The organism is Novosphingobium sp., from assembly GCF_031417815.1.
Classification (GTDB): Bacteria; Pseudomonadota; Alphaproteobacteria; order Sphingomonadales; family Sphingomonadaceae; genus Novosphingobium.
This window is the reverse complement of the sequence record NZ_JANOWI010000019.1, coordinates 1-21811: the sequence shown is the minus strand read 5'-3', so window position 1 is coordinate 21811 and position 21811 is coordinate 1. Positions and strand designations below refer to the sequence as shown.

General features: G+C 62.9%; 19 protein-coding genes. 10 read left to right on the top strand and 9 right to left on the bottom strand.

Annotated elements, in window-relative coordinates:
* The first annotated feature begins 15 nt into the window (after positions 1–15).
* The 5 genes from rpsK to RMN99_RS04850 all read left to right on the top strand — a co-directional run bounded on the left by rpsK (position 16) and on the right by RMN99_RS04850 (position 5380).
* A complete protein-coding gene (gene rpsK, locus RMN99_RS04870) occupies positions 16–405 on the top strand; it encodes a 30S ribosomal protein S11 (protein WP_309622171.1) in 390 nt (129 codons plus the stop codon).
* A 103-nt stretch (positions 406–508) separates the two neighbouring features.
* A complete protein-coding gene (locus tag RMN99_RS04865) occupies positions 509–1567 on the top strand; it encodes a DNA-directed RNA polymerase subunit alpha (RefSeq protein WP_309622170.1) in 1059 nt (352 codons plus the stop codon).
* A 349-nt stretch (positions 1568–1916) separates the two neighbouring features.
* On the top strand, positions 1917–2591 hold the full coding sequence (locus RMN99_RS04860; RefSeq protein ID WP_309622169.1) for a hypothetical protein: 675 nt from the start codon (positions 1917–1919) through the stop codon (positions 2589–2591).
* Positions 2592–2726: 135 nt separating this feature from the next.
* Entirely contained in the window at positions 2727–3137 is a 411-nt protein-coding gene (rplQ, locus tag RMN99_RS04855) for a 50S ribosomal protein L17 (RefSeq protein WP_309622168.1), read from the top strand.
* Between the two features lie 161 nt (positions 3138–3298).
* A complete protein-coding gene (locus RMN99_RS04850; protein ID WP_309622198.1) occupies positions 3299–5380 on the top strand; it encodes a prolyl oligopeptidase family serine peptidase in 2082 nt (693 codons plus the stop codon).
* On the opposite strand, the gene RMN99_RS04845 is transcribed toward RMN99_RS04850, so the two are convergent.
* On the bottom strand, positions 5377–6126 hold the full coding sequence (locus tag RMN99_RS04845; protein ID WP_309622167.1) for a sterol desaturase family protein: 750 nt from the start codon (positions 6124–6126) through the stop codon (positions 5377–5379). The two genes, RMN99_RS04850 and RMN99_RS04845, sit on opposite strands and share 4 nt — an antisense overlap.
* A 173-nt stretch (positions 6127–6299) precedes the next feature.
* Here RMN99_RS04845 and RMN99_RS04840 point away from each other — a divergent pair, with 173 nt between their 5' ends.
* Both RMN99_RS04840 and RMN99_RS04835 read left to right on the top strand, forming a co-directional pair.
* Positions 6300–6956, top strand: coding sequence for a hypothetical protein (locus tag RMN99_RS04840; protein WP_309622166.1), 657 nt, complete (start codon positions 6300–6302; stop codon positions 6954–6956).
* A 135-nt stretch (positions 6957–7091) separates the two neighbouring features.
* Complete coding sequence (locus RMN99_RS04835) at positions 7092–7619, top strand: hypothetical protein (protein WP_309622165.1); 528 nt, start codon at positions 7092–7094, stop codon at positions 7617–7619.
* 3 nt (positions 7620–7622) lie between these two features.
* Here RMN99_RS04835 and RMN99_RS04830 read toward each other — a convergent pair whose 3' ends face one another.
* The 3 genes from RMN99_RS04830 to RMN99_RS04820 are packed head-to-tail and all read right to left on the bottom strand — an operon-like array spanning position 7623 to position 10860.
* A complete protein-coding gene (locus RMN99_RS04830; RefSeq protein ID WP_309622164.1) occupies positions 7623–8564 on the bottom strand; it encodes an alpha/beta hydrolase in 942 nt (313 codons plus the stop codon).
* Positions 8564–9367 carry an alpha/beta hydrolase gene (locus RMN99_RS04825; RefSeq protein WP_309622163.1) on the bottom strand — a complete coding sequence of 268 codons (804 nt, stop codon included), beginning with the start codon at positions 9365–9367 and terminating at the stop codon, positions 8564–8566. Before RMN99_RS04825 ends, RMN99_RS04830 begins: the two co-directional genes overlap by 1 nt.
* Positions 9364–10860 (bottom strand): wax ester/triacylglycerol synthase family O-acyltransferase, encoded by a 1497-nt coding sequence (locus RMN99_RS04820; protein WP_309622162.1) that lies wholly within the window; start codon positions 10858–10860, stop codon positions 9364–9366. The genes RMN99_RS04825 and RMN99_RS04820 overlap by 4 nt, the downstream gene beginning before the upstream one ends.
* 140 nt (positions 10861–11000) lie before the next feature.
* On the opposite strand from RMN99_RS04820, the gene uvrC reads away from it, so the two are divergent.
* Genes uvrC through RMN99_RS04805 form a run of 3 tightly spaced genes read left to right on the top strand, consistent with a single transcriptional unit; the run spans position 11001 to position 14309 of the window.
* Positions 11001–12935 carry an excinuclease ABC subunit UvrC gene (gene uvrC, locus RMN99_RS04815; RefSeq protein WP_309622161.1) on the top strand — a complete coding sequence of 645 codons (1935 nt, stop codon included), beginning with the start codon at positions 11001–11003 and terminating at the stop codon, positions 12933–12935.
* Positions 12936–12962: 27 nt separating this feature from the next.
* Positions 12963–13430, top strand: a complete 468-nt coding sequence (locus RMN99_RS04810; protein ID WP_309622160.1) for a hypothetical protein — start codon at positions 12963–12965, stop codon at positions 13428–13430.
* Positions 13431–13475: 45 nt separating this feature from the next.
* Entirely contained in the window at positions 13476–14309 is an 834-nt protein-coding gene (locus RMN99_RS04805) for a TIGR00266 family protein (RefSeq protein ID WP_309622159.1), read from the top strand.
* Here the strand turns inward: RMN99_RS04805 and RMN99_RS04800 are convergent, their stop codons facing one another.
* The 5 genes from RMN99_RS04800 to RMN99_RS04780 form a co-directional block, all read right to left on the bottom strand.
* The gene (locus RMN99_RS04800; RefSeq protein ID WP_309622197.1) at positions 14310–15485 is read right to left on the bottom strand and encodes a serine hydrolase domain-containing protein; all 1176 of its coding nucleotides are present in this window, start codon (positions 15483–15485) and stop codon (positions 14310–14312) included. It lies immediately after the preceding gene.
* Between the two features lie 94 nt (positions 15486–15579).
* Positions 15580–16470 carry an acyl-CoA thioesterase II gene (locus RMN99_RS04795; protein ID WP_309622158.1) on the bottom strand — a complete coding sequence of 297 codons (891 nt, stop codon included), beginning with the start codon at positions 16468–16470 and terminating at the stop codon, positions 15580–15582.
* 46 nt (positions 16471–16516) lie between these two features.
* Complete coding sequence (locus tag RMN99_RS04790) at positions 16517–17614, bottom strand: GNAT family N-acetyltransferase (RefSeq protein ID WP_309622157.1); 1098 nt, start codon at positions 17612–17614, stop codon at positions 16517–16519.
* 166 nt (positions 17615–17780) lie between these two features.
* A complete protein-coding gene (locus RMN99_RS04785) occupies positions 17781–19580 on the bottom strand; it encodes a prolyl oligopeptidase family serine peptidase (protein WP_309622156.1) in 1800 nt (599 codons plus the stop codon).
* A gap of 407 nt (positions 19581–19987) precedes the next feature.
* On the bottom strand, positions 19988–21811 hold a 1824-nt coding region (locus RMN99_RS04780; protein ID WP_309622155.1), incomplete at its 5' end, for a sodium-translocating pyrophosphatase.

Below are 21811 nucleotides of genomic sequence, written 5' to 3'. Positions count from 1 at the left end.
AGTAGGACACGTAAAATGGCACGCGAACCCCAGCGCATCAAGCGCCGCGAGCGTAAGAACATTTCGAGCGGCATCGCGCATGTGAACGCCAGCTTCAACAACACCATGATCACAATCACCGATGCCCAGGGCAATGCGATTTCGTGGTCATCGGCTGGGACGATGGGCTTCAAGGGCAGCCGCAAGTCGACCCCCTATGCCGCCCAGGTCGCCGCTGACGATGCCGGCAAGAAAGCCGCCGAACACGGTGTGCGGACGCTGGAAGTCGAAGTGAAGGGTCCGGGCTCGGGCCGCGAAAGCGCACTGCGGGCCTTGCAGGCGGTGGGCTTCACCATCACCTCGATCCGCGACGTGACTCCGATCCCGCACAACGGTGTGCGTCCTTCGAAGCGTCGCCGCGTCTGATTTACCGTGCGTGGGCGGTTAATCCGCCCGCGCTTTCGGATCGGCCGCTGCGCCTTCGGGCAAAGCGGTCGTTCCCGCCAGAACAAACCCCAAGGGGAACCCCATGACCGTCAATATCAAAAACTGGCAGGAACTGAAGAAGCCCAACAGTCTGGACGTGAAGTCAGGCAACGACGCAGCGCGCCGCGCCACTTTCGTGGCCGAACCGCTTGAGCGCGGCTTTGGCCTGACGCTGGGCAATGCTTTGCGCCGCGTGCTGCTTTCCAGCCTGCAGGGTGCCGCGATCACCTCGATCAAGATCGAAAACGTGCTGCACGAATTCAGCAGCCTGGCCGGCGTGCGTGAAGACGTGACCGACATCGTGCTTAATGTGAAGCAGATCGCGATCCGGATGCAGGGCGAAGGTCCCAAGCGCCTCCAGCTCGCCGCCACCGGCCCGGGTGAAGTCACCGCGGGTGATATCGCCGTTTCGGGTGACATCGAGGTGATGAACAAGGATCTGGTGATCTGCCATCTCGACGAAGGCGCCGTGCTCAACATGGAGCTGACCGCCGACACCGGCAAGGGCTATGTGCCCGCGGTGGCGAACCGTCCGATCGACGCGCCGATCGGGCTGATCCCGGTTGATTCGCTGTATTCGCCGGTCCGCCAGGTCAGCTACAAGGTCGATAACGCCCGCATCGGACAGGAGCTTGACTATGACAAGCTCAGCCTCGCGGTGGAAACCGATGGCACGATCTCGCCGGAAGACGCCGTGGCCTATGCCGCGCGGATCCTGCAGGACCAGCTCTCGCTGTTCGTCCACTTCGAAGATTCGGTGCCGATGGGTTCGTCGCCGATGATCGGGATGGCTGCGGCTCCCGCCGAAGAAGGTGATACCAACCAGCTCAACCGCTACCTGCTCAAGAAGGTCGACGAACTGGAATTGTCGGTGCGCAGCGCCAATTGCCTCAAGAACGACAACATCATCTACATCGGCGATCTGGTCCAGAAGACCGAAGCCGAGATGCTGCGTACGCCGAACTTCGGCCGCAAGTCGCTCAACGAGATCAAGGAAGTGCTCTCGTCGATGGGCCTGCGCCTGGGCATGGATATCCCCGGCTGGCCGCCCGAGAACATCGAGGAAATGGCCAAGAAGCTCGAGCAGGAATTGCTCGGCTGATCCAGCCAGCTTGTGCTGCCAAGTTAATCGGGGCCGTCCGCAAGGGCGGCCCCGTTTGCATGTGGAGCGCGCCGCGTTATGTTGCCTGCTGGGGACAAACCGGACAAAGGGGCAAGCAATGCGCGCGCTGTGGGCATGGAAGGTCGCAGGGCTGCTGCTGCTGGTCCTGATGACAGGTCAACTGGCGGCCTGCGCCAAACTGTTTGAACAGTCGGTTCCGATCTATCCCCCGCCACCACCTCCACCTCCACCTCCACCTCCTCCCCCGCCACCGCCACCACCCTACTTGGAGCAAGCAAGCTATAACGGCGGACCGACACCGTTAGAGCGCCGGCCGGCGGCGCGGACCGTGCCGATCGATTTGCTGTCAGTTTCTGCATCGACCTCTGGCGGCGATACAGTGGCCGATTCCGGTGCACCGCCGCTGTTGGCAGCAGACGCCCGCGATGCCCAGATCGCCAAGGACGTGCAGGCCTTTCGCCCGTTCGATGTGCTGTTCAACCAGCCCACTATGCTGCCATACAATCAGCAAACGCTGATCCGCTTCGTGATTGCCTCGAAAGACATTGAGGAAGCCAAGGCCGAATTTGGCGATACTTCGGGGTCGGTGACGGTCGACCGGGCTACGCTGGGGCGGCAAGTGCGCGCGCAGCTGACCGGACCGGGTGACGATGTGCAGATCCAGATCGTCGGCACCGACGTGCGCGATATCAGCACGGTCGCCAACACCACCTTCGATTGGTACGTCGCGCCCAAGACCACCGGCACTTTCAAGCTGACCCTGCGGCTTTATAACCGTGTGTTCGACGGCACCCGGTGGATCGAAGTGCAGGGGCCGCCCTATGTGAAGGAATTCCAGGTCAGCGTTTCGGCCACGCAGAAGTTGCAATTGCTGCTGTCTGAGATCAACGGCTGGCTGGCGCTGCTGGGCAGCTCAATCCTGGCCTTGCTGGGCTTATTCCTGACCAAGCTGCGGACGAAATTCGCGGCGAAGAAGCCAGCTGGCACCGCGCCGCCCGGCTGAACGCGCGCAATCACGGCGATCACTGCTTGACATTTGCGCGCCATTCCGCTTTGCGCGGCGCTCGGCGGACGGCAGTGGCCTCCGCCTGGTACGGGCTACCTGATACGGGCCCCTAACGAACGAAGGACAAGACCTATGCGCCATAAAATGGGCGGGCGTAAGCTCAACCGCACTTCCAGCCACCGCAAAGCACTGCTGCGCAACATGTCGGCCGCGCTGATCAAGCACGAACAGATCACCACCACGCTGCCCAAGGCGCGCGAACTGCGCCCCTATCTGGAAAAGCTGATTACGCTGGCCAAGCACGGCGGGCTTTCGAACCGCCGTCTGGCCCACGCCCGGCTGCTCGATGATGCCCAGTTGGTGAAGCTGTTTGACGTGCTGGGCGCCCGCTATGCTGATCGTGCCGGTGGTTACACCCGCGTGATCAAGGCCGGGTTCCGCGGTTCAGACGCCGCGCCGATGGCGGTGATCGAGCTGGTGGACCGCGACGTTTCGGCCAAGGGTCAGGATTCGGGCCCGGTGTTCAACGACGACGCGGAATAATCTTCCCGCCGTTCGTCGAACGGTGAATTGCAAAGGCGGCGGCAGGGGCTAACCTGACGGCGCCTTTTGCATATTGGGGAGATGTTTTGGTGCCTCGTCACGCCCGCGCCGTTCTTGGCGCCTTGCTCGGCCTCTGCGCCGCGTCCGTTCTGGCTGAACCGATGAACTTTGCCTATCCCGCCAGCCGCAAAGCCGATGTGGTCGACGAGCAGTTCGGCGAGAAAGTCGCCGACCCGTATCGCTGGCTTGAAAACGACGTTCGTAGCGATGCCGAAGTGGCGGCATGGGTGGCCGGGCAGAACGGCATCACCCAGGGCTATCTGGCGGGCTTGCCGGGGCGTAGCTGGTTCGCCACCCGGATCCGGGCGCTGATGGATTATGAACGCTTCGGCCTGCCGCAGAAGGCCGGGAAGGCCTATTTCTATACGCGCAATTCGGGGCTGCAGAACCAGTCGCAGCTGTTTGTGCGTCAAGGACTGACCGGCACGCCGCGGTTGCTGATCGATCCCAATACCTGGGCGAAGGACGGCGCCACGGCGCTCGATGGCTGGGAGCCGTCGAAAAGCGGCAAGCTGCTGGCCTATGCGATCCAGGATGGCGGCAGCGACTGGCGCTCGATCCGGGTGATTGACAGCAAGACCGGCACGATCCTGGCCGATGAGATCAAGTGGGCCAAGTTCACCGGGATCAACTGGATCGGGGATACGGGCTTCCTCTATTCGCGCTTCCCCGCGCCGCAGGAAGGCCAAGCTTTCCAGCAGCTCAACAAGAACCAGGAAGTGCGCTTTCACCGCATCGGCACTCCGCAGACGGACGACCAGCTGGTCTATGCCACCCCCGATCACCCCGATTACGGCCACGGCGCGCAGGTGACGCATGACGGGCGATGGATGGTGATCACCACCAGCAAGGGCACCGACAACAAGTACGAAGTCCACGCAATGCGGCTCGATAAGAAGGGCCGCTGGGGCACGCCGCAGGCATTGGTTGCGGGCCTCGAGAACGACTGGACCCTGATCGAGGGGATCGGCAACACGCTCTACTTCATCACCAACAAGGATGCGCCAAAGCTCAAGGTGGTCAAGGTTGATCTGGCCGGGGGCAAAGTCCCGCAAGGCGGGGCAGCGTTCACGACCGTCATCCCAGAACGCGAGGAGGTGCTCGAACGCGCGCAGATCGTCGGTGACAGGTTGCTCGTCACCTATCTCAAGGATGCTGCATCGATTGCCGTTGCCTATTCGCTTGATGGCACGCCGCGGCGCGAAATTGCGCTGAGCGCGATTGGCACGGCATCGGGCTTCTCCGGCCGCCCGGGCGATCCTGAAACCTTCTATGCCTTTTCCAGCTTCAACCAGCCCAGTGCGATCTACCGCTATGACAGTGCGAGCGGTGAAAGCACGCCCTTTGCCACGCCGAAGCTGACGTTCGATCCGGCTGATTACGCGATCGAACAGCGCTTCTTCACTTCGAAGGACGGTACAAAGGTGCCGATGTTCCTGGTCCGCAAGAAGAGCATTGCTGCAAGCGGCAAGGCGGCGCCGACGTTGCTGTATGGTTATGGCGGGTTTGACATTTCGCTTACCCCCAGCTTCTCCGCCACGCGGATGGCCTGGCTTGAGGCGGGCGGGGCCTATGCCATGGTCAATCTGCGCGGCGGGGGTGAATACGGCAAGGCGTGGCATGATGCCGGGCGGCTGCACAACAAGCAGAACGTGTTCGACGATTTCATCGCTGCGGGCGAATACCTGATCTCAGCTGGGATCACGCCCAGGGACGGGCTGGCGATCCAGGGCGGATCAAACGGCGGCCTGCTGGTCGGCGCGGTTACCAACCAGCGGCCCGACCTGTTTGCTGCGGCCAATCCTGCAGTGGGGGTGATGGACATGCTGCGCTTCGACAAGTTTACGGCCGGGCGCTATTGGGTCGATGATTATGGCTATCCATCGAAGGAAGCCGATTGGCGCGTGCTGCGGTCCTATTCGCCTTACCACAACATCCGCAGCGGCGTGGCCTATCCGGCGGTGCTGGTGACGACTGCCGATACCGATGACCGCGTGGTGCCCGGCCACAGCTTCAAGTATGCCGCCGCATTGCAGGCCGCCGATCCGGGCGGAAAGCCGCACTTGATCCGGATTGAAACCCGCGCCGGGCATGGGGCCGGAAAGCCGACCGACAAAGTGGTGGCCGAAGGCGCTGACGTGCTGGCCTTCCTGGCGTATTGGAGCGGACTTAAAGGGTTCTAGGCTGCGGCCTGTTCGGCTGGGGGCGCAGAATTGTGACGCTTGCCGACAATGGGCCATGCAAGTAGCTGAATAAGGTTGCGGGGCCGGCGTTCAAAGCCGGTCTCGGGCCTGCCTTCGGGCACATTATAGCCGCCCAGCACAACGTCGTAGAACGGGAAGAGCCCGGCGAAGTTACTGTCATAGTGCTGCGGATCGGACGAGTGATGACGGCGGTGGTAGGCCGGGCTGTTGATCACCCACGACCATTTTCCGAAATTCCAATCAAGATTGGCATGGGCGACAAAGTGCCACTGGCTGATCAGCAGATAGGAGAATGCGGCCAAGGGAGTGGGCGAAATGATCATCCCGGCCACCGTCCAGATCGTCACGGTCTTGAGCAGGCGATCCGCCCAGAAGTGGCGATAGGTGGTCAGCACCGCCATATCGGGATCCGAATGGTGCAGGCTGTGCATGTCCCACATGAACGGGACGCGGTGCTGGATGCGGTGAAACAGGTTCTCGCCCAGATCCTGCACCAGCACGAACAGCAGTACCGCCAGCCAGGGCGGCAGCGCGGCCCCATCGATCAATGACCCGGCCTGCCAAGGCTTGATCCACGTATAGACGGTGAAGGCACCGAAGGTGCTGACCGCGAAGGTCTGCAGGTTGATCCACCAGTCACCCGATGAATGACCCGCGCGCCGCTCAAACGCCGTCAGCACGAGGATGACGATCACCGAAGGCAGGGTAACGACAAGCCATTCCATAGGAGCCGCGATAAGGGACGAATGGTTAATTTGCGCCCAAAGATTTCGTTCACGTTGAAGGCGAAAATTATGAACAATAGACATCCAGCGAGTTCAGGATTGGTCTAGGACCGAATCGGTAAACCCTGCTCATGGCCGGACATTCCGTCCGGATCGATTGAAGGATTGAAGCCATGAAGACTATCTCCAAAGCCCTGGTCGGGACCGTCGCGGCTGGCGCGATGGCGATCACTTCGGCTAGCCCCGCATTTGCCGGCCACCGTGACGGTGACGGCATCAGCGTTGGCGATGTGATTGCCGGTGCGCTGATCATCGGCGGAATCGTCGCGGTCGCATCGGCGACGAACAACAACGACCGCGGCTATCGTGACTACGGCGACGGGCGCTATGACAACCGCGACGGTGACGACCGCTATGGCGACGACCGCTATGGCGACGACCGTTACGAAAACGACCGTTATGGCAACAACGGCTATAACAACAACGGGTACGGCAATCGCTATGGCAACCGCGGCAACCCGCGCCAGGCGATCGAGCAGTGCGTGCGCAGCGCCGAGCAGTACGCCGCCCGCCGCTATGGCCGGGCCGATGTGACCGACATCCGCGAGGTCAAGGACAGCCGTTATGGCTGGCAGATCAAGGGCCGGATCGCGGTTGATACCCAGCGCGGCCAGTGGCAGCGCGGCCGAGGTAACTACGGCAACGGCTGGGGCGGCGACTATCGCGGCTACAACAACTCGATGCGCGGCTATGACAGCGGCTCGTTCAAGTGCAAGTTCGAGCGCGGCCGGATTGTCGACCTCGACATCGATGGGATCCGCGGCCTCTAGGCCACGCGAATCCGAGTGAAGTTAAAAGGCAGGCGGTTCAGGCTCACGTAAGCCTGGGCCGCCTAGCCCTGTGCGAATCACAGGCAATGGTCGGCCATGCGCGTGGGCCATGCCGGGGCCTTGGAGGGTTCACACATGTCACTTAACCGCACGCGCCTGGGCGCATCGATCGCTGCACTGGCAGCCTTTTCGCTTACGGCGGGACCGGCTTTCGCAGGGCATGGTTGGGGTGATTGGGGACGCCACCGTCACCGTGACCGGATCGACGCCGGCGACGTGCTCACAGGTATCCTGATCATCGGCGGAATTGCGGCGATTGCCAGCGCGGCTTCATCCAGCGACCGCAATCGTGACCGACGCCGTGATGACCGGCGCGACCGTGATGATGACTACCAGCGCGATGCTGATTATCGCACCGACCGTGCGCCCGGTGGCCAATATGCCTCGGCGCCATCGTGGAACGAAGGCGGCCTTGCTGGTGCGGTGGATCGCTGCACCAACGAGATTTCGGGCGCGGCCGGCCGGGGCGAGGTGGATGCAGTAAGCCGCGCTGACGAAGGCTGGCGCGTGCAAGGCCGCACCGGCGAAGGCCGCGGGTTCTCCTGCACGGTCGACGGCAGTGGCCGGATCCGCAATATCTCGGTCGACGGCGAAAGCGACTAGCACTTAGCCGAGCATCCGGCTGATCGCGCCAAACAGGTCGCGGTAGAAGGCCTGCGTGGCCTGAGCCGCGGCAACCAGCTGGAAGGCATGCGGTGCCCCGGCATAGCTGTGCAGTTCCACCGGCACTCCGGCGCTGACCAGGCGGCGCGCATAGTCAAAGTCCTCGTCGAGGAACAGGTCCATGCTGCCAGTGCCGATCCAGGTTGGCGGAAGGCCAGCCAGATCATCGGCACGGCTGGGCGAAAACCAGCCCTTGCGATGATCATTGATGGCATAGTTGCCCTGCAAGGCTCCCCAACCAAAGCCGTTGCTTGCCCGCGTCCAGACGAATTCGCCGGTCGCGGCATTGGCATAGGGGCAGTCCGGCCCGCCGGTGCGGTGATCGAGCATCGGATAGATCAGCAACTGCGCGGCGAGCGGCGGGCCGCCGGTATCGCGCGCCATCAGCGCCACTGCGGCAGCCAATCCGCCGCCTGCACTTTCGCCGATCACGGCAATGCGGGCTGGATCGACGCCAAGCGCTCCGGACTCTGCAGCAAGCCAGCAAAGCGCGGCAAGGCAATCTTCCTGCGGTGCGGGGAAGGGGTGCTCAGGAGCAAGACGATAATCGACCGAGGCAATCGGGATGCCAAGGGCCTTGGCCATTGCGGCTGGCCCATGCTGCATCGACCGGGCCGATCCGATCACCATCCCGCCGCCATGGATATGCAGCAACGCGCCGCGCCCGGTGCTTCCTGGTGCCGGATCGTACCAGCAGATATCCAGCGGCCCGCCCGGGCCGTCGATCACCTTGATCACGGGCTTCAGCTCAGGATCGCCGAGGAAGTCGAACCGCGCTTCCGACATCTGCCGGATCAGCGGCAGCGTTTCGGCGTTGAACTGGGCAGTCGGCATCAGCTCGAGCAGCGGGAGCAGTTCGGGATCGATCAAATGGCGGGTGTCCATCAGTGCAGGCGGGTCTGCGGAAACATCCAGCGCTGGGTCAGGCGGGCCTTGAACGGCTTCCATTTGCCGTCGGGCTGGCCCAGCCGGTCAGCCAGCGCCACCATCACGCTGGGGTTTACTCCCAGACCGATATGGCTGGCGCGCACTTCGATGTTTTCGGTTTCGCCGTGGCCTTTGTGCGGATGCTGCACCGATCCGCGCCAATGGACGATACCATCGGTGCGGGTCAGGATCGAAGTGGTCGGTACCGGCGGGGCTTCGTCGAGCCCGGTGAAATGCCCATGCTTGAGCGGTTCAGGATCTTTGCCATTGAGATATTCGAATAACCGGCCGGCATTGGTGTGGCGGCGATCATCATGGATCGGGCTGCCGAGCGAGATCACCTGGCGCACTGCCTCAGGATGCAGCTTGGCCAGTTCGCGCGCGAAAACCCCACCCAGGCTCCACCCGACGATCGAGACCTTGCGGCCGCTGTCCTTGCAAATCTTGAGCAACAGGGCCTCCATTTCGTGGACCCGCTGCAAATCGACCCGCACATTCCGGCCCAGATCCCAGCCGTGGCTTTCATAGCCAAGATCATCGAGCAGGCGGCGCATCGGCACGGTCGAGCTGTCCGATGCAAGGAAGCCGGGCAGTACCAGCACCGGGTGGCCATCGCCCTTGGGCAGCATCCCCAGCAGGTGGCGCGTGGCGTAGAAGGCGGCCAGTTCGAACACGGCACGCCCTTCGGCCAGAGCCAGCAGGCGGCTTGGCGGGCGAGCCTCTATTTCAAGCGCAGAACGCGATGCGGTGGTTGCAGTCATTTCTTCTTGGCTTTCCCAGATTTGGCAGCGCCCTTTTTCGCGGCCGGTTTGCTGTTCGCAGGCTCTGGCGCGGGCGTGATGGTTGCAGGCGAAGCTGAACCGGCAGCATCGCGCAGCTCCTCGAAGCTTTGCTGGATGCAGTCCGCGTAGAATTCCGGATCGTCCATCACCTTGCGATCGGCGGTGAACGCGATCGTCGCTTCCTTGCAATAGCTTTGCACCACGTGGCCCAGCGCCATCCCGTCGGTCAGGCAAAGCAGCCCCATCATGCTTTCCAGCCGCGCGCCGGTGGAATAGATCGGCACCGGCGGGCCGGGGACATTGGTGACCACAGTGGTGAAGGGCGGGCCGACCCGGTTGGCGAGGCCCAGCCGGGTGTAAAGCTGCGCACCCAGCGCCATGAACAGCGCGGGCGAAACCTTGCTCATCTCGGTCATGTTTCGCGCGCCGATCGCGTCGGTCATCGCCTTGGAATTGACCGTCTGCGAGTGGACATAGGCCAGCCGTTCGAGCGGATCTTCGATGTGCGTGCCCAGCGGCGCGATCATCGCTGCCACCTGGTTGCCCATATCGCCCTTTTCGCCGCTTGACCGCACCGAGATCGGGGCCATCGCGGTCAGCGTCTTTTCGGGCAGATCGTTGTGCGCCAGCAGGTACTTGCGCATCGCCCCGCCAATCACGGTCAGGAACACGTCGTTGACTTTGGCCCCCGGCGCGGCGGTGCGGATCGCCTTGATATCGGCCAGCGGGATCGAACGGCCTTCGACCACGCGGCCGGCTGAAATCACGGTGTTGAACCGGGTCCGCGGCGCGATCATTTCGCCGTGGACCTTGAAGTCCTTTGCCACCAGCCCCTTGATGGCCTTGGCCACGCCCGGCATCGCCCGTGCTGCGGCATCGAGCTGGCGCATCGGATTGGCCAGGTTGTTGACCCAGCTTTTGGCCATCAGTTCTGCGAAATTGGGCGGATCCTCACCCTTCCAGGTGTCCGGCTCGTTGGGCGGCGGGGTATTGGCATCGAGCGTGTGGAGCGCTTCCATCAGATCGATTCCGCTCATCCCGTCGATCGCGGCGTGGTGAACCTTGGTGACCATCGCATAACTGCCGGGGGTCACCCCGGGGACATTGTCGATCCCCTCGATCACGGTAAATTCCCACGGCGGGCGCGACAGATCGAGCGGGCGGGCGAAAATCCGCGCCGCCTGAATGCACAGTTGCCGCCAATCGCCGGGCTTGGGCAGGGCGACGTGGCGGACATGGTATTCGAGGTCGAAATCCTTGTCCTCGATCCAATAAGGATAATCGAGTTCAAACGGGACCCGCACCAGCTTTTGCCGCATGGTCTTGGACAGCTGCATCCGGCTTTCGAAAAAGCGCAGAATATCCTTGTAGCGCACGAACCCGCCTGGGGCGGTTTCAGGGTTGTAGATCAGGAGCGAGCCGATGTGCATCGGCGAAGTGCGCGTTTCCAGCGCGACAAACGATGCATCCATTCCCTGCAATTGGCGCAAGTGCGTTCTCTCCCGGATTTAGCCCGGTGTGCCGGGTCTTTGTGCGGTGCAGCGTATCAGAGCGGGGATGGACGTCAACAAGCACCTTTCGCGGTGGCTAACCTGCCGGTATTCGGGTGCTGATGACAAAATCAGGCCGCCCCGATCTGCCCCATGGTGCCGAGCGCTTCAACGAGGAGCGCGCGACCTATGTCATGAAAGGCGGCCAGCCCGATCTGGAAGCCGGTGTGGCCGCGATCCGCGAGGTTCTGGCGACGCTGAAGCCCAAACCCGGCGTTTACCGAATGACCGATGCCAAGGGCGATGTGCTCTATGTCGGCAAGGCCCGTGCGCTGCGCAACCGGGTGGCGAATTACACGCAAGTCGAGCGGCTTCCGCTGCGGCTGAAGCGGATGGTCAGCCAGACCCGGGGGATGACGATCGTCACCACCAACTCCGAGGCTGAGGCGCTGCTGCTGGAAGCGCAGCTGATCAAGCGGTTCCGCCCGCCCTACAATGTGCTGCTGCGCGATGACAAAAGCTTTCCCTTCATCCTGCTGCGCGCCGATCACGCGTTCCCGCGGATCCAGAAACATCGCGGCGCGCGGCGGGCCAAAGGCAACTATTACGGCCCGTTTGCCAGCGCCGGCAGCGTCAACACCACGATCAACGCGCTGCAGAAGCTGTTTCTGCTGCGGTCCTGCACCGACAGCTTCTTTTCGCGGCGCGACCGGCCGTGCCTGCTGTACCAAATCAAGCGCTGTTCGGCCCCCTGCGTCGACCGGATAGACCCCGCCGGCTATGCCGAATTGGTCGGCGAGGCGAAGGATTTCCTGGGCGGGCGCAGCGGCGCGGTGCAGGCCAAGCTCAACGCCCAGATGGAAGAGGCCGCCGCTGCGCTCGATTTTGAGCGCGCCGCGATGCTGCGCGACCGGCTCCGCGCGGCAACCTTCATCCAGGGCAGCCAGGCGGTCAACGCCGAGGGGGTAGGCAGCGCCGACATCCTGGCGGTTGCTGCCAGGAACGGGCACTTCGCGGTGCAGGCCTTCTTCATCCGCGGCGGGCAGAACTGGGGTCACCGGGCGTTCTTCCCCGCCCATACCGAAGGCCTGGACGAGGCCGAGGTGCTGACTGCGTTCATGGCCCAGTTCTATGAGGAAGTGCCGCCGCCGCGGCTGATTCTGGTCGATCGCATGTTGCCCGAAGCGGCGCTGCTGGAAGAGGCGCTGGCCGGCCCGGCGGGCGGCAAGGTGGAAATTTCTGTGCCGCAGCGCGGTGATCGGCGGCGGCTGATGGAACAGGCCAGCCGCAATGCGGTCGAAGCGCTTGAGCGGCGTCAGGCCGAAAGCGGTGCCAAGGCGCGGTTGTGGCGCGAAATGGCCGAATTTCTTGAACTGCCCGAAGTACCGCAGCGCGTCGAAGTCTATGACAACAGCCACGTGCAAGGCGCCCACGCATTGGGCGCGATGGTGGTTGCAGGCCCCGAAGGCTTCATCAAGGGCCAGTATCGCAAGTGGAACATCAAGACTGCGCAGACCGACGACGATTTCGCGATGATGCGCGAGGTGTTCACCCGCCGCTTCGCCCGGGTGCAGGAAGAAGATCCGGACCGCGATGGCGGAATGTGGCCCGATCTGGTGCTGATCGATGGCGGCAAGGGCCAGCTGGGCGCGGCGCGCGATGTGCTGGAGGAACTGGGGATCGAGGACGTGCCGCTGGTCGGTATTGCCAAGGGCCCGCAGCACGGGCGCGATGGGCGCGAGGTATTTCATTTCCCCGGTGGGCGAGAGCGCATGCTGCCTGAAAATTCGCCGTTGTTGTTTCATTTCCAGCGGCTGCGCGACGAAGTTCACCGCTTTGCCATCGGCGCGCACCGTGAAAAGCGCAGCCGGGCGATTTCAGCATCACCGCTCGATGAAATCTCAGGCATCGGCCCGGCCCGCAAGCGGGCGCTGCTGCTGCATTTCGGCACCGCGGGGAAAGTCCGCGCGGCCTCGCTGGAGGACCTCCAGCGCGCGCCCGGCGTCAGCGCAGCGGTGGCGCAGACGGTGTATGATTTTTATCATCCACGCGGTTAGGATCGGCTGAAGACAGGGGGAACCGGGGTGAATCCATTCAAGCTGATCGCGGGATTTGTCCGCTGGCTGTGGCAAGCCTCGATGCTGCTGCGCTATCCGTTCGATTCGGGCCTGCGCACCGGAAGCAGAGCGGCGGGGCTGTATATGTTCCTCGTCCAGTTCTTCCTGGTGGTTGGGGTGATTCTGGTCGCCTTCGGCTTCGATCTCGATCAGATCGACCGTTCGCTGGATGCGCGGAGCAGCTGGATCGATTGGGCCGCCAGCCTGCTGTTCCGCATTTTCAGCGCTCTGGTCTATCTGCTCAGCCTGGCGTTTGCGGGAATGATGGTGGCGACACTGCTGTTCAAGTTGCGTGGTCAGCCCGCAGAAGTCGGCGTTGCGGAACCGGATGAGGAAGATGCTGAGGAAACACCCGCCGGTGCCGGATCGCTTGGCTGCGGGTTGCTTGCCGCGCTGACGATTGCCTATTTCTCGTGGTTCGGAATAGTTGGCTGACGCTGCTGCGGTCCCAAGTTCAAATTCAATGCGAGGAATGACATAATGACCACCACCCCCTGGAGCCACCACACCCGCAGCGCCGGCGTGGCCGATGATATCGATTTTGAAATCAAGGGCCAGGAACTGCAATTTCTCGAGATCGAGCTCGATCCCGGCGAAAGCGCGGTGGCCGAAGCCGGGGCGATGGTGTGGAAGGATGCCACCATCCAGATGAGCACCGTGTTCGGCGATGGGCGCGCCAACGACGGCGGGTTCATGGGCAAGCTGCTGGGTGCGGGCAAACGGCTGGTGACGGGCGAAAGCCTGTTCACCACGGTCTTTACCCACGCCGGCCAGGGCAAGGCCCGTGTCGCGTTTTCGGCGCCGGTGCCGGGGGCGATTCTGCCGATCAAGCTCGATACAGTAGGCGGCACGCTGATCTGCCAGAAGGACAGCTTTCTGGCCGCCGCCAAGGGCGTGGAAATCGGCATCCATTTCCAGCGCAAGATCCTGACCGGGCTGTTTGGCGGCGAAGGCTTCATCATGCAGCGCCTGTCGGGCAATGGCTGGGTGTTCGTGCAGATGGGCGGCACGATTGTCGAACGCACGCTGGCTCCGGGTGAGGAACTGCACGTCGACACCGGCTGCATCGCGGCGATGACCGCCGATGTCGATTTCGACATTCAAAGTATCGGCGGGGTCAAATCGATGCTGTTCGGCGGCGAAGGCCTGTTCTTCGCCCGGCTGCGTGGCCCCGGCAAGGTCTGGATCCAGTCGCTGCCGTTCGCGCGGCTGGCCGGGCGGATGCTGGCCGCGGCCATGCCCGGCGGCCCCGGCGGAAACCGCGGCGAAGGATCAGCACTGGGGATGCTGGGGAATTTGCTGGATGGGGATTGATCACCCCCCAGCGTCGATCAGTTCCTGCACCTGCCTGTAGAACGCCTCGCGCCATTCGCCTTCGGGGCCCTCGGTGGCGCGGGTCCAATCGGCGTTGCTGGCGATCACCAGCTTGCGTTTGGGATCGATGAAGATGCCCTGGCCGAAGATGCCTTGCGCGGCGAAGCTGCCATCGTCGTTGGTCCACCACTGGAAGCCGTAACCGTGGCCAGGTTCGCCGATGTCCTTCTGCTTGGAGGTGGATGAGGCAAACCAGTCGCCCGGCACCATGCCGCCAGCACCGCCCAGCACGAACAGGCCGAAGCGGGCATAGTCGCGGGTGGCGGCCTGGATGCAGCAACCGGCAATTTCGTGCCCGGTCGCGCCCAACAGCCAGGTGCCCTGCTGCTCCATCCCGGCGGGCTGCCAGATCTTTTCTTCCATGTATGCGGACAGCGGCTTGCCCACTGCGGAGGAAACCAGCACCCCGATCAGGTTGGTTTCGCCAGTGTTGTAATGCCACACTTCGCCCGGAGGATGCGCGCGCGGCAGCTTGCGCAGATAGCTGACTGTGGCGTCTACGCCCGGATCGGGCTTGGCATTGTTGAACTTGGCCACGTCAGCGTTCGGATCCTCGTAGTCCTCGTTCCAGGCGACGCCTGAGCTCATCATCAACAGCTGGCGGACCGAGACATCGTCATAGGCCGACCCGCGCAGGTCCGGGATATAGAGGCTGACCTTATCGTCGAGGCTCTTGATCTTGCCATCCTTGATGGCGGCGCCGACAAGCGTCGAGGTGAATGACTTGGCGACCGAGAAACTCGTCCAGCGGCCATGCGCATCAAAGCCCAGGCCATAGCGTTCAAGCCGGACCTTGCCGTCCTGAATGATCACCATTCCGGCCAGCCGCTGCTTGGCGGCGTACTGGTCAAACCCCGGAATTTCGAGCGGCTTCCCGGCCGGCAGGGCAAGCGGTGCGGGGGCGGGGGCGAACGTACGCGCCTTGGCCAGCACCGGCAGCCGGTCCATCGCCCGGAACGCGGCATCGCGCTGATCCTGCTTCCAGCTCAGCACATTGGCGTCAGTCGGCATCGCCGCCAGCAGCGCGCGCGTCTCCTTGTCGAGACTGGCATACCAGCCGCCGCCAGCCGCCACCAAAGCCGCCGCCACTCCCAATGCTATCGTGCGTTTGCGCATCACCAAGCCTCTCCCCGTTCGCCCGCAGCCTAGCAGCGTGGGACAGGGCGGCAACTCTCTTGCTCGAATACCGGCTCAGGCGGCGGACCAGACTTTAGCCCTTCGGCACAGCTTTGCGGATCATGCCTTCCTGCGCGACGCTGGCCACCAGGCGGCCGTCCTGCGTGAAGATCCGGCCACGGTTGAAGCCGCGGCCGCCGCCGCTCCACGGGCTGTCGGTGGCATAGAGCAGCCATTCGTCAGCGCGAAAGTTCTCGTGAAACCAGACCGCGTGATCAAGGCTGGCGCTGACCACTTCACCGCGTGCCCACGACAGGCCGTGGGGCAGGGCGCAGGTGCCCAGCAGCGTCATGTCGCTGGCAAAGGCCAGCACAGCGCGGTGGATCCGCGGATCGTCGGGCAGAGGGGCGACGGTCTTGAACCAGGAATGGCTGCGCGGCGGAGCCGGCTGCGGATTCGTCCAGTGCCGCCCTTCGACCGCGCGCATTTCCACCGGGCGCGGGCTGAGGAAATGGTGCCGCGCCTCGGGGCGGGCTGTTTCAGCATAACGAAGGCGCACCACCGTTTCGGATTCAAGCTCTTCGGGACCGGGCACGTCAGGCATTTCGGCATCGACGTGGTGCAGGCCTTCCTGCTGGCGCTGGAAACTCGCCGTCAGGTTAAGGATCGGGCGGCCTTGCTGGCTGGCCACGACGCGGCGGTTGGAAAAGCTGCCGCCATCGAAATCGCGCGCGACTTCGTAGTCGATCGAGAATTCTTCCGCGCCGCCGCGCAGGAAATATGCGTGCAGCGAGTGTGCCGGGCGATCGGTTTCGACCGTGTCATCGGCCGCCAGCAAAGCCTGGGCAATCACCTGACCGCCGAACACGCGGCCCACGCCGCCGCGCTTTTTGCGGCCTTCATAGCGGTCTTCGCCGTGCGATTTAGGCTCAAGCAGCTTGATCAGCCCGGCGACCAGTTGTTCGGGAGTATGTTCCTGTTCCATCGCAGCGGCTTTGCGTTGCAGATCAGGACGCGTCAATGGGGCGCGGTCAGATGCCTGCGGGATTGCGGCCCAGTTCGGCCCGCACCAGCCGGGCAAACAGCGCCCGGCGCAATTTGCCGCCAATCGCGATCGAGAGCCGCCCGACTGCGCGGCGTTCGCGCCAGATGTGGTCGATCATCGGGTGGTCAGCCGCAGCGCAGCTATCGCACCATGCGACGTGCGGATCGCTCAGCACTTCAAGGTTTTCGCGTTGTAGCAAGACACCGGGCGAACAGCGGGCAAAGCGTTCATCGAATGCGGTCTTGTAGGAAAAGGCCCCGGGCGGCGTGATGAAGCTTGCCAGCATGGCGATCGGCTTGCTGTCCAGCCACAGCGTCAGCCGTTCGATCCGGTCTTGCGCCGCGCCGCCGAACATCGCTTCGCGGAACATCTGGATCGTATCCTGATGAGAGGCGAGCGCCGATCCTTGCGCGCCTTTCCAGCCGGAATGCTCGAGCGCGAGGAATTCCTCGATCCAGCGGGCAAGATCGGCATCGCCGCGCTGCCGCTCAAAGCGCAGCGTGCCCAGCTCTGACAGGCGCGCGAACTGGCGGCGCAATTCCTTGCGCTTCTTGCCCGAAAGGCTGGCTTCGAAATAGGTTTCGGGCGGCTGGTCAGAGACCAGCATCGCCCGGTCCTCGCGGTGGACCAGCGCGCCTTGGCGACCGCTCTCGGCCAGCACCGCTTGCAGCGCGGCGTGGATCGGCCCGTTCAGCGGCATGTGCGGCAAGTGCAGGAACAGCGCCCGCCCGGCATTGGCATCGGCCCAGTCCAGAAAGGCGCGCCAGAATTGCTGCTCAAGCCCGCGCGCAACCAGCGGAGCGCCCAGAAAGCAGTTGCCGTGGATCCACGCCGTCAGTTGCGGGATTGGCCAGCGATAATAGCGGTCTTCGTGCCGCACCGGCATGATCGCGGCCAGATCGCCGCCCAGTTCGAAGCGCAGAAGCTTGACCGAGCCGGCGGGATCGAGCGCGCGCAGGGCGGGCAGCAGATACCAGCTTTCGTGGAACGGGTTGGGCTCGCTCGCGCAGCGCGCCAGCGCGTCCCACGCAAGTCGCGCTTCGGGAGCCTCGAACGCCTGCCAGGCGCTGGCGTGCACGGTCATAGCGCCCGCAGCGCCGGGTGCTGGCGTGCAGGGTTCTGCCGTTTGGGGTGCCAGCGCGGTGCTTGCCAAAGGTGCTCCTTCCGCCGGCGGATACATCTCCGCCGGGGAAGAGCCTAGCGTGCAAAAGCCAAGGAATGGCTAATGCGCGCGATCATGCCGGGCTGGTCTAACCGACCGGCTTGTCGCTGTCCGACGGCACATAGGCCGGGTTGAACCGGCCAAGCCATCCAAGCGCTTCGGTGATCCATTCGATGTGGACATCGTCATAGGGCAGGTTGTGGGTGCCCTTGGGCTGGATCACATAGCGGAAATTGGTGCCTTCGACCTTGCCCGACCGCTTGAGGCCCGCCACCAGCGTGCGCGATTGTTCCATCGGGATGCGGGCATCGCGTTCGGGTGCAACGATCAGCAGCGGGGCCCAGGGACCATCGGTGTTGCGGGCCGGCGAAATGCCTTCGGGATCGTCCGAGGTTGCCTGGAATCCGCTGGAAAAGCGGCCGAGGTTTTCGGAGTCCCACTTGTTCATCAAGGGCATGTCATAAACCCCTGCGCCGGCGATCGCGCAGCGCCACAGCTTGGCGTCGCGCTGGGCCCCGCGCGCCGCAGCGTAGCCGCCGTAAGACCAGCCCATGATGCAGGCGCGCCCGGCGTCGACAATTCCCTTGGCGGCATAGGCATTGAGCACGTCGGTCAGATCATCCTGCATGCGTTTGCCATAGCCGCCCTTGTCGCGGCCAAGCTTGACGAATGCTTTGCCGTAACCGCCCGAGCCGCGATAGTTCGGCTGGATCACGAGATAACCGGCTTCAGCCAGCGGCTGATTCCACGGCTCTAGGTTATTGGTGGCCGAAAGCGCACCGAACGGGCCGCCGTGCGGCATGATTACCACTGGCAGTTTTTTACCGGTGCGGTGACGCGGATAGGTGACGATAACCTGAAGCTTGGTGCCGTCGCTGGCCGTCACCCATTCGGCTTTTACCGGGTTGAGTGGCGAATCCTTGATCGCGGTCTTCTGCCAGTTAAGCAGGCTGATTTTAGCCGATGGCACATCGTAGAGATAAAATCCGCCACCCTTGCTTGTACCGCCTGCAAAGACGACCAAGCGATTTTCCGAACGATCTGCGCTTACGATTTGAGCCTCTCCGAAACCAAACATGCTGTTCAAGTTAGCCTGAATTCCTTGAAACTTATCATCAGTGAACCTGTTGTTCATCGCACCAGCAAAGGTTTCATACCCCACGACCCTGCGTCCATCGTAATCCGTAATTATGCCCTGGACGTCAAATCCACGTGTCTCAAACACAGGTTCTGACAGTTGTAGGTTGGTGAGATCCATAATATAGACTTTGTCGAAACCATCCTTGTTAGAAATTACGTAAGCTTTATCGGATCCTGGTATAAATACTTGTGGAACAGGTATCGTTTTGGTGAAAGAGCTGTCAGCCTCGTGATAGACGGTACGGAAATTTTCACTCGCATTGGAGCGATAAAGCATTCGCAACTTGCCATTGTCGCTATCGCTTGAAAACCCCGCCCGGACGACCCCATCGGCATCGGCGGCCCAACTAGAGACGATCGGATTTTTGCGCTGAAGGATCGAATATTGGCCGGTGGCAACGTTTACACGTACCACTTCAGGTAGGCCCCAGCGTTCGGTATTTTCGCCCACAGAATCGCGTTCAAGCAGATACTCACCCTTGGTCTGATCGATCCAAAGGATGTTTCCAGCATCGCCGCCAGCCTTGTCCCAGGCCTGCTGGACCATTTTGTCCTTCGACACCGAGTAGGCGACCAAACGACGGTAATCAGACAACTGGCCACTGAAATTCTCGCGTTGCAAGGTGGTCATCACCACGTGATCGCTGCCGATCCAGCGAAACCCGGTCATGGTCCGGTCGCCGGCTTCGCGGGCTTCCTCGGTGGCGAGGATTGGCTTGGGAGGCTTGGAAGGGTTGGTCAGGTCCATCACCACCAGCACTTCTTTGCCAGCTGCCCCGGCCAGATAGGCCAGGTACCGGCCATCGGGCGAGATGCGGGGCGAGCGCATGTTGGGCTTCTTGACGAATTCGGCCGGCGGAATCATCGCCGCGCCGGTTGCGGCTTCGGCGGCTGAAAGCACGGCACCGGGTGCTGCCACGAAAGCAACGGTGCTGGCGCCCAGCGCCAATACGGCAAGCGAAGCAAGGCTGGTTTTACGCAAAGTCATCTGATCCCTCTCAGCGAATATGAAGGGCCGTTCGCAGCGCGGCTGACGCTGCGGTGAATGCGGCCCCTGTTGATGGCCGGCAGAATAAATGCTGGCCCCCTCGCGTCAATCAAAACCCCGCCCGGATCGCTCCGGGCGGGGTGTATTTTTTGACATATTGCCAGTGCTTAGTGCGCGGCGAGCGCCGCCAGCAGCAGCAATGCGACAATGTTGGTGATCTTGATCATCGGGTTCACGGCCGGACCCGCGGTATCCTTGTAGGGATCGCCCACGGTATCGCCGGTCACCGCGGCCTTGTGGGCTTCAGAGCCCTTGCCGCCGTGATTGCCGTCTTCGATGTACTTCTTGGCGTTATCCCACGCACCGCCGCCCGAGGTCATCGAGATGGCGACGAACAGCCCGCCAACGATTACACCCAACAGCAGCGCGCCCAGCGCGGCAAAGCCGTTTGCCTGCCCGGCAACGGCCGTGATCACGTAATAGACCACGATCGGTGCGGCCACCGGCAGCAGCGAAGGAATGATCATTTCCTTGATCGCCGCCTTGGTCACCAGATCGACCGTACGGGCATAGTCAGGCTTGGATTCGTAGGTCATGATGCCGGGGTTGTTCTTGAACTGGTCACGAACATCCTTGACCACTTCCCCCGCAGCACGGCCCACCGCCGTCATGCCCATCGCCCCGAACAGGTACGGGAGCAGCGCGCCGAGCAACAGCCCGACAATGACATAGGGATTTTCAAGGCTGAAGTTGACCGTCAGGTTCGGGAAGAACTCTTTGAGGTCATTGGTATAGGCCGCGAACAGCACCAGTGCGGCAAGGCCCGCCGAACCGATTGCATAGCCTTTGGTGACGGCTTTGGTGGTGTTGCCCACAGCGTCGAGCGCGTCGGTCTTTTCGCGAACCGAATCGTCCAGCCCGGCCATTTCGGCGATCCCGCCGGCATTGTCGGTAACCGGCCCATAGGCATCGAGCGCAACCACCATCCCGGCCAAGGCGAGCATCGCCGTGGCGGCATAGGCGATCCCGATCAGACCCGCGAGCTGATAGGCGATGATGATCCCGGCGCAGATCACCAGCGTCGGCAAGGCGGTCGATTCCAGCGAAATCGCCAGACCCTGAATGACGTTGGTGCCGTGGCCGGTTTCCGAAGCCTTGGCGATCGAGCGCACCGGGCGATAGTTGGTGCCGGTGTAGTACTCGGTGATCCAGATGATCAGTCCGGTGATGATCAGGCCCACCAGCCCGCAATAGAACAGCGTGCGGCCGTTATAAGCCTGCCCGGCAATCGCGGTTTCCATATCGCCCAGCAGCGCATAGGAAATCGCCCACCAAATGGCGGGAATCGACAGGACGGCGGTGACCAGGAAGCCCTTGTACATGGCGCCCATGATGTTCTTTCCGCCACCCAGACGGACGAAATAGGTGCCGATGATCGAGGTGATGATGCAGACGCCGCCGATCAGCAGCGGCAGGCTCATCAGCGCCATCAGGTTGTCTGCGCCTTTCAGCAGCAGCGCGGTCAGCACCATGGTCGCACCGATGGTGACGACATAGGTTTCGAACAGATCGGCCGCCATCCCGGCGCAGTCACCGACATTGTCGCCCACGTTATCGGCGATCACCGCCGGGTTGCGGGGATCGTCTTCGGGGATCCCGGCTTCGACCTTGCCGACCAGATCGGCACCAACGTCGGCCGCCTTGGTGAAGATGCCGCCGCCAAGCCGCGCAAAGATCGAGATCAGCGAAGCACCGAAGGCCAGCGCGACGAGGCCATTGACCACCGTCCGGTCCGCTCCGCCGACGCCGTGCCCGGCAGGGCCGGTCAGGAACGCGAAGTAACCCGCGATCGACAGCAGCGCGAGCCCGGCCACCAGCATCCCGGTGATCGCACCAGCGCGGAATGCCAGGGTCAGACCTTCTTGCAGGCCAACCTGAGCTGCCGCAGCGGTGCGGACGTTCGAGCGCACCGAGATGTTCATCCCGATAAA